Origin of the sequence: Geodermatophilus obscurus, assembly GCF_900143215.1 — a bacterium.
GTDB lineage: Bacteria > Actinomycetota > Actinomycetes > Mycobacteriales > Geodermatophilaceae > Geodermatophilus > Geodermatophilus obscurus_A.
This window is the reverse complement of sequence record NZ_FRDM01000006.1, coordinates 71,601-85,150: the sequence shown is the minus strand read 5'-3', so window position 1 is coordinate 85,150 and position 13,550 is coordinate 71,601. Positions and strand designations below refer to the sequence as shown.

Genomic DNA, 13,550 nt, shown 5'->3' with positions numbered 1-13,550 from the left:
GGGTGTGCCGCTGAGGATGCCTACTCGCCGATCGGCTCCCGCGAGCCGGTGGTGCGCACCAGGACGTCGACGGCGGTCGCCCCCCGCCCGCGCGGCGCGACGATGAGCGGGTTCACCTCGAACTCGGCCAGCCGGTCGCCCGCCGCCAGCGCCGCCTGGGACAGCCGGACGACCGCGTCGACCGCGGCCGGCACGTCGGCGGGCTCGGCGCCGCGGAAGCCGGCCAGCAGCGGCCAGGCGCGCAGGCCGCGCAGCATCGCCCACGCCTCCTCCGGTGAGACCGGGGCGAGCGCCGAGGCGAGGTCGCGGTACAGCTCGGTGGTCACCCCGCCGAGGCCGACGGTCACCACCGGCGGGAAGCCGTCGCGGCCGGCGGTGACCGCGAGGATCAGCTCGGTGCCCGGCGGGACGAGCTCCTGCACGTACACGCCCCCCACGCCCGGGACGTGGTGCCGGCGCGCGGCGTCGAGCAGCTCGGTGAAGACGGCCGCCGCCGCGTCGGGGCCCACGCCGACCCGCACGCCACCGACCTCGCTCTTGTGCGCCAGGTCCGCGGCGGCGAGCTTGAGCACGCCCGGGCAGGGCAGCGCGGCGACCGCGTCGCGCGCGGCCTCCGGGCTGGTCACCAGCGTGGACGCCGGCTGCGCGATGCCGATCGACCGCAGCAGCGCCGCGCCGTCCACCACGGGCGCCTCGAGCAGTGCGCGCACCTCGGCGGCCGGGACGTCGGGCACCGCCGGCAGCGGCGGCGGGGTGCCCCGGTGCCGCGGCGGGGCCAGCCGCGCGGCGACGCGGGCGAGGTCGCCGACCGAGCCGAACACCGGGACGCCGGCCTCGCGGAACACCCGGCGGCCCTCGACGGTCAGCTCCTGCCCGGCGATCCAGCCGACCAGCAGCGGGCAGGGCAGCTTCGCCGCGGTGGCGACGAGGTCCTCGGCGAGCCGGGCGCCGGCCTCCCCGACGACCATGGTCACCAGGACGGCGACGACGTCCACGGCGTCGTCCTCGGCGATGATCCGGCAGACGTCCCCGAAGGCGTGCGCCCCCCGGTTGAACAGCTGAGCGGTGACGTCGACCGGGTTGGCCAGCGCGCCGAAGGGCGGTATCAGCGGGCGCAGCCGCGCCTGGGTCGCCGCCGACAGCTCGGGCAGGTGCAGGCCGACGTCCTCGCACTGGTCGGCGGCGAGGCTGCCGGCCCCGCCGGAGGTGGTGACGACGGCGACCCGCGGCCCCTCGGCCGGCTTCCCGGCGGCCAGCACCGCCGCGACCGCGAGCAGCTCGTCGATGTCGTCGACCAGCACCACGCCGTACCGCCGGGAGGTGAGCACGAAGGCGACGTCGTCGCCGAGCATCGAGCCGGTGTGGCTGGCCACCGCCCGGCGGCCGGCGCTGGAGCGCCCCGAGCGCAGCACGACCAGGGACTTGCCGGCCTGCTGCGCGCGGCGGGCCAGCTCGGCATAGGCCGCACCGTCGCCGGTGGCCTCGACGTAGAGCATCAGCACCCGCACCGTCGGGTCGGCCAGCAGGTGCAGCGAGACCTCGGTCAGGTCGAGGTCGGCCTGGTTGCCGGTGCTGAACCAGGCCGCCAGGCCCAGGCCCATGTCGGTGGCCAGGTCGAGCACCGAGCCGCCGACGGCGCCGCTCTGCCCGACGTAGGCGACGCCGCTGCCGGAGGTCAGCGGCCGGTCGGCGGCGGCGGTGAAGGTGGCCACCACGCCGGTGGGCGTGTACAGGAAGCCCTGGCAGTTGGGTCCGACGACGCGGACGCCGGTCTCCCGTGCCACCGCGGCCAGCCGCTGCTGCAGCGCCACGCCCTCCGGACCGACCTCGGCGAACCCGGAGGCGTAGACGACCGCCGCCCGCGCGCCGACCGCGGCGGCCTGCCGGATCGCGTCCTCCACCCGGTCGGCGGCGACGAGCACGAGCACCAGGTCGACCGGGTCCGGGACGTCGGCCAGCGCGGGGTAGCAGCGGCGGCCGACCAGTTCCCCGTAGTTCGGGTTGACCGGATAGATGCCGCCGTCGTAGCCGTGCTCGACCAGATAGCGCAGCGGCCGGGACATCAGGTTCTCCGACCGGCCCGAGATGCCGAGCAGCGCGATCCCCCGCGGTCGCAGCAGCGCCTGCAGCCCGTCGTCGTGCGGGTCCGGCGTCGGCACGGTCATCGGGCGGCACGCCTCCTCGGAGGGACGACAGCGGAGCTGCACAGCAGCTAAGTTGACATCGACGTCAATGTCAACGACGAGGGCGGGAGGTGCCCGTGCCCCCACCACCGGAAGCGGTGCGCGGCCCGGCCGGCGCCGCCCCGGCCGCCCTGCCGACGACCGAGCGCGGCCGCCGGATGCGGGCCCGGCTGCTGGCCGCCGCCCGCGAGGTGTTCGAGCGCGACGGGTTCCTGGCGGCCCGGGTCACCGACATCTCGGCGGCGGCCGGCGTCGCGCACGGCAGCTTCTACACGTACTTCGGCTCCAAGACCGCCGTCTTCCGGGCGCTGGTGGCCGAGACGATGGACGATCTCTACGCCTCGATGGGCACCCGCCGCGAGCCCGGCCCGCCGGACGGCTCACCGGAGGAGGTCGCGGTGCACCGCATCGACCGGGCCAACCGCCGGTTCGTCGACACGTACCTGCAGAACACCGCGCTGATGGCGCTGTTCGAGCAGGTCACCACCTTCGACCCGGAGGTGCGGGCGCTGCGCCAGGCCGCCCGGGAGCGCAACGTCGGCCGGGTGCGGCACAGCATCGAGCAGTTGCAGCGCGACGGCCTGGTCGCCGCCGACCTCGACGCCGAGTACAGCGCGCACGCGCTCGTCGCGATGGTCAACGGGCTGGTGCACTACTGGCTGGTGCTCGACGGCGAGTTCGAGCAGGAGCGGCTGGTCGCCGCGCTGACCCGGCTGTGGGCGCAGGCCCTCGGTCTGCCGGTGCGCGGCTGACCGAGCTGCGCCCATCCGGTCCCGGGAGAGTCAGCCGCTGCTTCCAGGGGGAAGCAGCGGCTGACTCGTCGGGGAGAGATCCGGGGCTCAGCTCGCGACGATGCGGGTGGACAGCGACCCGATGCCCTCGAGGGTCACGGTCACCTCGTCGCCGGCCTGCAGCGGCCCGACGCCGGCCGGGGTGCCGGTGAGCACGACGTCCCCGGGCAGCAGGGTCATGGTCTGGCTGACCCACGACACGCACGCGGCGACGTCGAGCAGCATGTCCGCGGTCGTGCCGTCCTGCTTCACGTCGCCGTTGACGGTGGTCCGCAGGGACAGCGCCGCCGGGTCGACGCCGGTCTCCACCCACGGCCCCAGCGGGCAGGAGCGGTCGAACCCCTTGGCGCGGGTCCACTGCTTCTCCGCACGCTGCATGTCCCGCATCGTGAGGTCGTTGGCGACGGTGTAGCCGAGCACGACGTCGGCCACCCGCTCGGCCGGGACCCGCGTGCACTCCCGGCCGATGACGACCGCCAGCTCGCCCTCGAAGTGCAGGTTCTCGGTGTCCGGCGGATAGGGCACCTCGGCGTCGGGACCCACCACCGACGTGGAGAACTTGGCGAACACGACCGGGATCTCCGGCACCTCGTTGCCCAGCTCCTTGGCGTGCTCGGCGTAGTTGCGGCCCAGGCACAGCACCTTGCTGGGCTCGACCGGGGCGAGCAGCCGCACCTGGCCGAGCGGGATCCGCTCCTCCGTCGTCCGGACGCCGTCGAACGGGTCGCCCTCGAGCCGGACGACGACGGCGCCGTCGCCGTCCCCCTCGACCAGGCCGTACGAGGCCGGACCGCCGGCGGCCGGGGTGTAGCGCGCGATCCGCATCAGATGGCCCGCACCATGCCGCCGTCGACCAGGAAGTTCTGGCCGGTGACGTAGGTGTTGGCGCCCGAGGCGAGGAACGCCGCCACCTTGCCGAACTCCTCCGCGGTGCCGTAGCGGCCCAGCGGGATGCCCGCCTCGCTCTGCGCGCGGACCTCCTCGACCGACTGCCCGGTCTTCTCGGCGCGACCAGCGTCGAGCGAGGCGACGCGGTCGGTGGCGATCCGGCCGGGGCCGAGGGTGTTGACCAGCACGCCGTCGGCGGCCACCTCCAGGGCGACGCTCTTGGCCAGCCCGAGCAGGCCCACCCGCAGGGTGTTGGACAGCGTGAGGTTGTCGATCGGCTGCCTGATCGAGGAGGACGCGACGGTGACGATCCGGCCCCAGCGCTGCTCGCGCATGTGCGGCAGCACGCCGCGGAACAGCCGCACGGTGGACAGCAGGTTCAGCTCGAACGCCTGCTGCCACTGGGCGTCGTCGAGCGCGTCGAACCCACCCGGCGGCGGCCCGCCGGCGTTGTTGACCAGCACGTCGACGCCGCCGAGCCGCTCCCGCGTTTCGCGCAGCAGCCGGTCGAGGTCGGCGGCGTCGGAGACGTCGGCCGGGCACGACTCGACCTGCGCGCCGGTGGCGTCGGCGATCTCCTGCGCGGTGCGCGCCAGCTGGTCGGCGCCGCGGCTGGAGATCATCACCCGCGCGCCCTCGGCGGCCAGCTGGGTCGCGGTGGCGCGGCCCAGGCCCTTGGAGGCGGCGGTGACCAGGGCGACCCGGCCGGTGAGTTCGAGGTCCATCGGTTGTCCTCCGTCGGTCGGGCGGTCAGGCCACGGGGTTGGTGAGCTCGCGGAAGCCGGTGATCTGCACACCGGCGGTGTCACCGGAGCGGATGTGCACGGCACCTGGCGTGCCGGTGGAGATGACGTCGCCGGGCAGCAGCGTCATGACCCGGGAGTGGAAGGCCACCAGCCACCAGGGCCGGAAGGTCATGTTCGAGACGACGTTGCGCCGGTGCACCTGGCCGTTGTGGATCGTGGCGACCTCCAGCGCGTCGACGTCGTCCACCTCGTCGACGGTCACCAGCTCGGGGCCGAAGCTGAAGAAGGTGTCGAAGCTCTTGGACCGGGTGAGGTAGCGCGGGTTCTTCTCGAGGATGTCCTCGGCAGTCATGTCCACGATCGTGGTGAAGCCGGCGACCACCGAGGGGGCGTCGGCCTCGTCGACGTCCTTGCACTCGCGGCCGATGACCACGCCCAGCTCCCCCTCGGCCGTGGTGCGCTGCGACTGCGGGGGGATCCGGATCGGGTCATCCGGGCCGATGATCGTGGTGTCGGGCTTGAGGAAGCTGGCCGGCTCGGTCGAGGGCGCCAACTCCTTCAGGTCGGCGGCGTGCTCGACGTAGTTCAGCCCGATGCCCCAGATCTTGCGCGGGCGCCGGTAGAGCGGCGCGTACGCCAGCTGCTCCTGCGGCACGACGAGCTCGTCGAGCCCGGCGGCGTCCTGGCCGGCGACCCAGTCGCGCAGCTCCTCGACCCGGCCGCGCTCCAGCAGCTCCTGCACCGTCTCCGGCCAGTCGGTCCGCAGGCGCCGGTTGAGCGCGGGCAGCGGTACCGCGCCGCCCGGGCGCACCAGGGCCCCCGGCTCCGCGCCGTCCAGTCGCAGCGTCGTCAGTCGCACAGCGGTGTCCTCTCGCAGGCGGGCGCGGGCCGTGCGGCAGCACGACCCGCGGGGGTGGGCTACAGGCCGACGGCGGCGATCAGGTCGTCGAGCTCGGCGAGGGTGAGCTCGTCGACCGGCGGGGCCGGGAAGCGGGCGTGCGGGGAGGCGATGGCCCCGCGCCGGGCGAAGACCTGCTTGCGGATGGTCACCCCGCCGACGCCGAGCTGGGCCTCGTAGCGGATCAGCGGCAGGTACCGGAAGAAGAACTCCTGCGCGCCCGCACGGTCGCCGGCGACGAACCGCTCGTAGGTACCGACCAGCACCTGGGGGAAGCCGAAGCCGGTCATGATGCCGTCCGCGCCCCGGAGCAGCTCCTCGTACAGGTAGAGCCCGCCGAGGCCGCCGAAGATGCCGACCGGCTCCTTCGCCCGCTGCCGCACCGCGGTGATCTTGGGCAGCGTCGGGGTCTCCTCGAGCTTGAGGTAGCGGCACCCCTCGATCTCGTCGAGCAGCCGGACGAGGAACGGCGCCGGCATCACCACGCCGGTGTTCACCGGCTCGTCCTGCACCACGACCGGCACCGACACCGCCTCGGCGACCAGCCGGAAGTGCTCGAAGACCAGGTCGAGGTTCCGGGTGTTGTCCGGCGGGGCGAGCATCACGGCCGCCGCGCCGGCGTCCTCGGCCCGCCGCGCGTAGTCCAGCGCCATGCGGGTGGCCCGGGCGGAGACGCCGGCGACGACCGGCACCCGCCCGGCGGTCGCCTGCAGGTAGCGACGCAGCACCCGCTCGCGCTCGTCGTCGAGCAGGCGGGCCGCCTCACCCATGATCCCGAGGATGGTCAGCCCGTGCGCCCCGGCGCCGAGGTAGTCCTCGACGAGGCTGTCGATGCTGCCCTCGTCGACGTCGTCGTCCTCGGTGAACGGGGTGAGTGTGATCGGCAGCACACCGGTGAGGGCGGTCACCGGGAACTACCCTGCGAACGGGAGCAGAGGCCGGGGGCTCGGCGCGCGACGGAGATCACATCGGCACCGTAGCCGCCTGCCGGGAACCGTTCCCACACCCGCCCCCCGCGACGTCGCGGGCGGCCGAGAGGACGGAGCGCGATGCCGGTCCAGCGATACGCCGTGGTCGGGGGCGGGATCATCGGGACGGCCGTGGCCCGCCGGCTGCTGGCCCGCGCCCCCGACGCCGTGGTGACCGTCCTCGAGAAGGAGGACCGGCTCGCCGCCCACCAGACCGGCCGCAACAGCGGCGTGGTGCACGCCGGCCTCTACTACGAGCCCGGCTCGCTCAAGGCGACGCTGTGCCGCCGCGGGGTCGCCCTGCTCCGCGAGTTCTGCGCGGAGAAGGGGCTGCCCTACCGGGAGATCGGCAAGGTCCTCGTCGCGCTCGACGGGGCCGAGGAGCAGCGGCTCGGGGCGATCGCCGAGCGGGCCCGCGCCAACGGCGTCCCCGGGGTCCGGGTGATCGACCGCGCGGAGCTGCACGATCTCGAGCCGCACGTCGCCGGCATCGCCGCGCTGCACTCGCCGACCACCGCGATCGTGGACTACGTCGCCGTCACCGAGCAGCTCGCCGAGGACGCCCGCGAGGCCGGGGCCACCGTCCGCACCGGCTTCGAGGTCGCCGGCCTGCGGTCCGCCGGCGGGGAGGTCGTCGTCACCAGCACCGCCGGCGAGGAGGTCACCGTCGACCGGGTGGTGCTCTGCTCCGGGCTGCAGGTCGACCGGCTGGCACGGCTGGCCGGGGACGACGACGCCCCGCGGATCGTGCCCTTCCGCGGCGAGTACTACGCGCTGCGGCCGGACAAGCGGGCGCTGGTGAACGGCTTGGTCTACCCGGTGCCCGACCCCCGGTACCCGTTCCTCGGCGTGCACCTGACCCCGCGGGTGGACGGCGAGGTGCTGGTCGGCCCCAACGCCGTCCTGGCGCTGGCCCGCGAGGGCTACCGGTGGCGGGACGTCTCCCCCGCCGAGCTGGCCGCGATCGCCCGCTTCCCCGGCTTCCGGCGCTTCGCCCGGCAGCACTGGCGCACCGGCCTGGCGGAGATGCGCGGCTCGCTGAGCAAGCGCGCGTACACCGCCGCGGCCCGCCGTTACGTGCCCGAGCTGGCCGTCGAGGACATGGTCCCGGCCACCGCGGGGATCCGGGCGCAGGCGCTGGATTCCGACGGCAGCCTGGTCGACGACTTCCGCATCACCCGGCGGGGCGCGGTGGTCGCCGTGCGGAACGCCCCCTCCCCCGCGGCGACGTCGTCCCTCGCGATCGCCGAGCACCTGGTGGAGCTGCTGCTGGCGGAGGAAGGCGCGCCGTGAGAGCGCGCCGGGAGCGGCCGGCGGGCTCGGTCCGGGCGGCGACCGCCGCGGTCACGGTGACGACCGCGGGCGTGCTCCCGGCCTACCTGGTCGGCGTGCTGTGGGTGCAGCTGCGCGCCGACCTCGACGTCGGGCCGTCGCGGCTGGGCCTGCTGGTCGCGGCGTTCTTCGCCACCTCGGCGGTGTCGGCGCTCTTCGCCGGCGCGCTGGTGCGCACGCTGGGCAGCATCCGGGTCGTGCGGCTCTCCGGGCTCACCGCGGCGCTCGCGATGTTCGTGGTCGCGGTCGCCGCCGTCGACACCGCCGTCCTGGTCGCCGCGCTCGTCGTCGCCGGGTGGGGCAACGGCGTCGGGCAGCCGGCCAGCAACGACCTCATCGCCCGGTCGGTGGCCGCCGACCGGCAGGGTCTGGCCTACGGCCTCAAGCAGGCGGCGATCCCGCTGTCCACGCTGCTCGCGGGCGTCGCCATCCCGCTGGTGGCCATCCCGCTGGGCTGGCGGACCGCGTTCGGCCTGGGCGCCGTCCTGGCGCTGCTGGTGGTGCTGTCGGTGCCCGGCGCGCGGCGGATGGGATCGGCCGGGTCCTCGGCACCGCCGTCGGAGGCGGCCGGGCCGTTCCGGCGCGGGCCGCTGTACGTGCTGGCCGCCGGGCTGATGCTCGGCGCGGGCACCGGCAACGCGCTGGGCTCCTTCTTCGTCAGCACCGCGGTCGCCGGCGGCATCGCCCCGGCGACCGCCGGCGTGCTGGCCGCGGTGGCCAGCGGGATGGGCGCCCTGGCCCGGGTGGCCGCCGGCTGGCTGGCCGACCGGGTGCGCACCCGCTGGCTGCTCGTCGTCGCCGCCCAGATGTCGGTGGGCGGGCTGTCCTACGCGCTGCTCGGCACCGGGGTCGAGGCGCTGATCGCCGTCGGCGCGGTGGTCGGCTACTGCACCGGCTGGGCGTGGGCGGGGCTGTCGACCTACGCCATCACCCGCATGCACCACGGGATGGCCGCGCAGGCGACGTCGATCACCCAGGGCGGCATGGGCATGGGCGCCGCGCTCGGGCCCTTGGCCTTCGGCGCGGTCGTGTCGGCCGGCTCCTACGCCGTGGCCTGGACCGCCACCGCCGCCCTCGCCGTCGTCGGTGGGCTGGTCATCGTGCTCGGCCGGCACCTGCTGCTGCGCGACCGCCCCGGGCTGGTGGCCGCCCACCGCCGCCGGGCCGCCGCCCGGGCCTGAGCGCGGGTCCCGGGCGTTCAGGCGAAGGGGTCGGTGGCCCGGCGGAGTGCTGCGCCGGCGTCAGCGGTCACCGGCTCACCGTGGCCGAAGCAGGCGACCTCGACGTCCAGCGCGGCGAGGCGCTGCAGGGACGCCCACGCGCCGGCACGGTCGGTGTTGAAGGGGCCGAGCACGACCTGACCCCGGTGCTCGGCGACGGTGTCGCCGGTGATCAGCACCCCGTGCCGCGGCAGGTGCAGCGCGATGCTGCCCGGGGTGTGACCGGGCGTGCCGAGCACCACGGCGCCGCCGGCGAGGTCCAGCAGGTGCCCGTCCTCGACCTCCTCGTCCACCCGAGCCGCCGGCGCCGGCTCCAGGTCCGCGGCGACGACGGCGTGCAGCGCCTGCTCCGCCGGGGTGAACGCCGGGGGCGGCCCGGGGACGTCGCCGCGCACGAACGGGGCGTCCGCACGTCCCACGACCACCCGTGCGCCGACCCCGGAGGCGATCTCCGCGGCCGAGCCGGCGTGGTCGTCGTGGAAGTGGGTCAGCACGATGCGGCGCAGGTCCTGACGGCGGAGGCCGACGGACTCCATCGCAGCAGCGACGGCCGGGCCGCTGCCGGGCGGGCCGGTGTCGACGAGGGTGGCGCCGTCCCCGTCGTGCCACAGATAGGCGTTGGCGATGCCCAACCGCAGCAGGTGCAGGCCCGGGACCACATCGACCACGTCCATGTCCGGACGCTAGACGCCTGACCCGCCGCCTCGCCCCCGTGTTCGCCGTAGGGGGAGAGCCGCCCGGTCAGTCCGGGGCGGGCCAGGCGGCCAGCGGCGGGAGGTCGTCGCCGTGGCTGCCCCCGGCGTGGGCGACGGCGGCCAGCACGAGGGCGAGGCCGTCGCGGTCGAGGCCGGCGGCGAGGTCGCCGAGGTCGACCGGCTGCCCGTCGGCGAGGGAGGCGGCCGCTCGCAACAGCCGCAGCTGGCTGCCGGTGCCACTGATGGTCCCGGCGCGCAGTGCGGCCTCGAGGTCGGGCCAGGCGACCTGCGCCCAGAGCCCCTCGCCGTCGACGTCGCCGAGCAGGCAGATCAGCCCGGCGCCCCGCAGCTGGGGCAGCCAGTGTCCGGCGTTGGCGAGCAGCAGGACCGCCGCCTCGGCGGAGTAGTCGCCGACCGCGGCGCGCAGCAGCGCGTTCTCCACCTCGACGAGGTCCAGATCGGTCGCCCTGGGCTCGAGGATCACCGCGTCCCCTCCCGGAGTCCGTGTCGGGTGTCGGAGAAACCCTGCCTCCGGGGTACGACAGTTCCGGTCGGCGGTGTCCGCGGCTGACCGCGGGACGACGCAAGGCAGTGGACCGGGCCCCGCTGACCTCGACCCGCTGATCCCTCGATCAAGAGCCGAGAACTGTCGTACCTCGTACGTATGTTCGGGTCATGACGTCAGCCGGTGCCCTGCGCTCGCCGCTGGAGGCTGAGCTGGTCGGCCGGCTGCTCGACCGTCCCCCGACCACTGCGCGGTTGCCGGTGGGGCTGCTGACCCGGGAGGGGAAGGCCGCCGAGCTGCGGCGCCTGCAGGCCCGCAAGGCGATGGACGCCGCCTACGAGGCCGAACTGGTGCTGGGACTGGCCGAGGACACCCCGGACACGCTGGATCCGCCGCCGGGCCACCCCGGCGCGAAGAAGGGGTCGTGGGCGCCGGATGCCGAGTTGCCGGGGGTGTCGGCGTTCTTCACCAGCGAGCTGGCCACCGTGCTCAACTGCGGGCGGGGCACCGCCGCCCACCTGGCGCATCGGGCCTGGACCTATCGGGAGAGCCTGCCGGCGACCTGGGCGGCGCTGGCCGCCGGTGGCCTGGACGAGGCCCGCGCGAAGGTGCTCGCCGAGGTGCTGCAGCACACCTGTCCGGCGGTCGCCCGGGCCATCGAGGCGCGGCTGCTGCCCGCGGCCACGCACCTGTCCACCGGCCGGCTGCGGGTCCGGGCGCTGGCGCTGCTGCTGGAGTGCGACGCCGACGCCGTCGACAAGCGGCGGAAGGACGCCCGCCGGCAGGCCGACGTGCGCTCCTATCCCTCGCATCGGGAGGGCATGAGCGCGCTGGCCGCCGACCTGCCCACCCCGGTGTCGGCCGAGTGCCTCGACGGGGTCGACCAGTTGGCCGCGATGCGCACAGCCGACGGTGACCCCCGCCCGATCGGCGAGTTGCGTGCCGCGGTGCTGGCCGACCTGATCCGCCGCCCCTGGGACACCAGCCGGACGCCGGTCACCGCCCAGCTGACGATCACCGCCGCACTCGACGCGCTGGCCGGCCGGACCGATCAGCCCGGGGAGGTCAACGGGCAGCCGATCACCGCCGCGCACCTGCGCGAGCTGCTCACCCGGCTCGGTGCCCTGGCACTGCAGACACCCGAGGGCGGCACGGTGACCCTCGCGGTCACCGACGCCGACGGCCGGCTGCGGGCCACCGCCACCCCCGAGCAACTGGCCCGGCTGGCCCGCCGCGGCTGCCCCACCCACCCCGAGCAGAACTGCGGCTGCCCGGTGCTCGACCGGCCGGCACCCACCGCCGCCTACACGCCCACCGCCGCCCAGCACGCGTTCCTCACCACCCGCGACCGCGTCTGCCGCTTCCCCACCTGCGGGCAGCGCGCCGGCTGGACCGACCGCGACCACGTCATCCCGCACGCCGCCGGCGGGGCCACCGACTGCGCCAACCTCTGCTGCCTGTGCCGCAGCCACCACCGGCTGAAGACCCACGCCCGCGGCTGGCGGTTCGTCCTGGACGACGACGGCACCCTGCACGTCACCACGCCCTCCGGCGTCACCCGCACCACCCGACCACCCGGCCTGCGACCGCCCGAGCCACCAGCGGCCGCGTCGACTCCGCCAGCGGTGGCCATACCGGACGACGATCTGCCACCCTTCTGACCTCGCACGAGCGGACGAGGACCCCAGACGCCCGCCGACCGGAACTGGCACACCGCTGTGACGGTTCCGGTCGGCGGGTAGCGCGTGTCGCGGCTCAGCCGGGCAGCGAGCGCAACACCTCCAGCGCGTCGGCGAGCGTCGGCGGCACCTCTCCCGCCTGCCGTCCGGCCTGCTCGAGCCCGCGCGCGGTGCGCTCCTGCCGGGCCACCAGTGCCGCCGACATGAACGGCTCGACGCCGGTGCCGGCGACGGTGTCGCGCACCATGCGGGCCTCCGCCTGCCGGCGGCCGGCGTGCGCGACGTGGGTGGTGACGAGCATCGTGGCGAAGTCGCGGGTGGGCCAGCGGTCCAGCGTCTCCTCGACCATGGCGATCAGCGGCTCCACGACGTCCAGCTCGTGGGCGGCCAGCAGCGCCTCGGTCCACAGCCCCTCCAGGCCCTTGACCACGACGCTGCGCAGCATCTTCAGCGCCGCCGCGGCCCCCACCTGCTCGCCGACGACGGCGGTGCGGAACCCGGCCCCCGACAGCAGCCGGGCCGCCTCCGGGGCGTCCGGCCCGGCCAGCGAGATCGGGATGCGGCTGCCGTCGAGCCGGATGCCCCCGCCGGTCATCACGCCGTCGACCACCCGCGCGGCGGGCAGCGCGGCCGCCACCGCCTCCTTGACCTGCGGCGCGGTGGAGTTGAGGTCGACGTAGAGGACGCCGTTGCCGACGACGTCCGCGAGCCCCTCGGCCACGGCGAGCGCGGTGGCCGGGGTGACCAGCGAGAGGACGACGTCCCGGCCGGCGAGCGCGGCGACGTCGGCCACCGGCTGCGCCCCGGCCGCCCGCACCGCCTCCGCCAGCCCCGGGCCGCGCTCCGGGTCGAGGAGCACCCGGTCGTGCACCGCCAGGTCGGCACCGGAGGCGGCCAGCGCGGTGCCGATGACCCGGCCGGCCTCGCCGAAGCCGACCAACCCCCACCGGGTGCTCACGCGACCACCCCGGGACCGACCCGCACCTCGGTGAGCGCGGCGGCCACCCACGACCGGTCCCACGTGCCGGCGGCGATGTGCGCGAACACCGCCGCCTCCGTCCGCACCTGCTCCTCGCCTGCCGCGACCACCTCCGCGACCCGCTCGTGCGGCACGACCACGACGCCGTCGGCGTCGCCGACCACCACGTCGCCCGCCCGCACCACCGTGCCGCCGGCGTGCACCGGGCCGCCGATCTCACCGGGGCCGTCCTTGTACGGGCCGACGTGGTTGACGCCCCGGGCGAAGACCGGCACGGCACCCGCGGCCAGCCCCTCGACGTCGCGCACCGCACCGTCGACGACCAGCGCGGCCAGCCCGCGGGCGGCCGCGTAGCGCGCCATGATCTCCCCGAGCAGCGCCCGGTCCAGCGCGCCGCCGCCGTCGACGACGAGCACGTCGCCGGGTCCGGCGACGTCGAGCGCGCGGTGGACGACCAGGTTGTCGCCCGGTCGGGTGCGCACGGTCAGCGCGGGCCCGGCCACCCGCGGCCAGCCGCCGCCGGGCACCCGGTGCACGCCGCAGACCCCGCCGCTGCGGGCGAGGCAGTCGGACAGGATGCTCGTCGGCAGCGCGCGGCAGCGCTCCAGCAGGCCGGCGTCCGGACGGGGGCCGGGTGGGTGCAGCCGGCAGGTGCTCATGTCGGGG

Annotated in this window: 13 protein-coding genes; 4 read left to right on the top strand and 9 right to left on the bottom strand. The window is 75.7% G+C overall.

Annotation, left to right across the window (positions count from 1 at the left end; translation table 11 throughout):
* Window positions 1-20: 20 nt before the first annotated feature.
* Window positions 21-2,165 carry an acetate--CoA ligase family protein gene (locus BUB17_RS08290; RefSeq protein ID WP_072916237.1) on the bottom strand — a complete coding sequence of 715 codons (2,145 nt, stop codon included), beginning with the start codon at window positions 2,163-2,165 and terminating at the stop codon, window positions 21-23.
* Window positions 2,166-2,260: 95 nt separating this feature from the next.
* Between BUB17_RS08290 and BUB17_RS08285 the strand changes: the two genes are divergently transcribed.
* Complete coding sequence (locus BUB17_RS08285) at window positions 2,261-2,935, top strand: TetR/AcrR family transcriptional regulator (RefSeq protein ID WP_072916611.1); 675 nt, start codon at window positions 2,261-2,263, stop codon at window positions 2,933-2,935.
* Window positions 2,936-3,022: 87 nt separating this feature from the next.
* On the opposite strand, the gene BUB17_RS08280 is transcribed toward BUB17_RS08285, so the two are convergent.
* From BUB17_RS08280 to BUB17_RS08265, 4 genes are read right to left on the bottom strand one after another with little or no spacing between them, the layout of a single operon-like run.
* Window positions 3,023-3,799, bottom strand: coding sequence for a fumarylacetoacetate hydrolase family protein (locus BUB17_RS08280; RefSeq protein ID WP_072916235.1), 777 nt, complete (start codon window positions 3,797-3,799; stop codon window positions 3,023-3,025).
* Window positions 3,799-4,587 (bottom strand): SDR family oxidoreductase, encoded by a 789-nt coding sequence (locus BUB17_RS08275; protein ID WP_072916232.1) that lies wholly within the window; start codon window positions 4,585-4,587, stop codon window positions 3,799-3,801. The genes BUB17_RS08280 and BUB17_RS08275 overlap by 1 nt, the downstream gene beginning before the upstream one ends.
* Window positions 4,588-4,612: 25 nt before the next feature.
* A complete protein-coding gene (locus BUB17_RS08270; RefSeq protein ID WP_072916229.1) occupies window positions 4,613-5,467 on the bottom strand; it encodes a fumarylacetoacetate hydrolase family protein in 855 nt (284 codons plus the stop codon).
* 59 nt (window positions 5,468-5,526) lie between these two features.
* Entirely contained in the window at window positions 5,527-6,414 is an 888-nt protein-coding gene (locus tag BUB17_RS08265; RefSeq protein WP_072916225.1) for a dihydrodipicolinate synthase family protein, read from the bottom strand.
* Between the two features lie 141 nt (window positions 6,415-6,555).
* On the opposite strand from BUB17_RS08265, the gene lhgO reads away from it, so the two are divergent.
* Entirely contained in the window at window positions 6,556-7,767 is a 1,212-nt protein-coding gene (gene lhgO, locus BUB17_RS08260; protein ID WP_072916223.1) for an L-2-hydroxyglutarate oxidase, read from the top strand.
* Window positions 7,764-8,987 carry an MFS transporter gene (locus tag BUB17_RS08255; RefSeq protein ID WP_072916220.1) on the top strand — a complete coding sequence of 408 codons (1,224 nt, stop codon included), beginning with the start codon at window positions 7,764-7,766 and terminating at the stop codon, window positions 8,985-8,987. Before lhgO ends, BUB17_RS08255 begins: the two co-directional genes overlap by 4 nt.
* 17 nt (window positions 8,988-9,004) lie before the next feature.
* Here the strand turns inward: BUB17_RS08255 and BUB17_RS08250 are convergent, their stop codons facing one another.
* Together BUB17_RS08250 and BUB17_RS08245 are read right to left on the bottom strand one after the other, a co-directional pair.
* Window positions 9,005-9,700 carry an MBL fold metallo-hydrolase gene (locus tag BUB17_RS08250; RefSeq protein ID WP_072916216.1) on the bottom strand — a complete coding sequence of 232 codons (696 nt, stop codon included), beginning with the start codon at window positions 9,698-9,700 and terminating at the stop codon, window positions 9,005-9,007.
* Between the two features lie 67 nt (window positions 9,701-9,767).
* Entirely contained in the window at window positions 9,768-10,205 is a 438-nt protein-coding gene (locus BUB17_RS08245; protein WP_072916212.1) for a hypothetical protein, read from the bottom strand.
* 191 nt (window positions 10,206-10,396) lie between these two features.
* On the opposite strand from BUB17_RS08245, the gene BUB17_RS08240 reads away from it, so the two are divergent.
* Complete coding sequence (locus BUB17_RS08240; protein WP_072916209.1) at window positions 10,397-11,887, top strand: HNH endonuclease signature motif containing protein; 1,491 nt, start codon at window positions 10,397-10,399, stop codon at window positions 11,885-11,887.
* Window positions 11,888-11,981: 94 nt separating this feature from the next.
* On the opposite strand, the gene BUB17_RS08235 is transcribed toward BUB17_RS08240, so the two are convergent.
* Window positions 11,982-12,863 (bottom strand): DUF1932 domain-containing protein, encoded by an 882-nt coding sequence (locus tag BUB17_RS08235; RefSeq protein ID WP_072916205.1) that lies wholly within the window; start codon window positions 12,861-12,863, stop codon window positions 11,982-11,984.
* On the bottom strand, window positions 12,860-13,543 hold the full coding sequence (locus BUB17_RS08230) for an RraA family protein (protein WP_072916202.1): 684 nt from the start codon (window positions 13,541-13,543) through the stop codon (window positions 12,860-12,862). Before BUB17_RS08230 ends, BUB17_RS08235 begins: the two co-directional genes overlap by 4 nt.
* Window positions 13,544-13,550 lie beyond the last annotated feature (7 nt).

Bases quoted from the DNA above. Each gene is read 5' to 3' on its own strand.
- BUB17_RS08290 (WP_072916237.1), bottom strand. From the start codon at position 2,165: ATGACCGTGCCGACGCCGGACCCGCACGACGACGGGCTGCAGGCGCTG.
- BUB17_RS08280 (WP_072916235.1), bottom strand. From the start codon at position 3,799: ATGCGGATCGCGCGCTACACCCCGGCCGCCGGCGGTCCGGCCTCGTAC.
- BUB17_RS08275 (WP_072916232.1), bottom strand. From the start codon at position 4,587: ATGGACCTCGAACTCACCGGCCGGGTCGCCCTGGTCACCGCCGCCTCC.
- lhgO (WP_072916223.1), top strand. From the start codon at position 6,556: ATGCCGGTCCAGCGATACGCCGTGGTCGGGGGCGGGATCATCGGGACG.
- BUB17_RS08250 (WP_072916216.1), bottom strand. From the start codon at position 9,700: ATGGACGTGGTCGATGTGGTCCCGGGCCTGCACCTGCTGCGGTTGGGC.
- BUB17_RS08240 (WP_072916209.1), top strand. From the start codon at position 10,397: ATGACGTCAGCCGGTGCCCTGCGCTCGCCGCTGGAGGCTGAGCTGGTC.
- BUB17_RS08230 (WP_072916202.1), bottom strand. From the start codon at position 13,543: ATGAGCACCTGCCGGCTGCACCCACCCGGCCCCCGTCCGGACGCCGGC.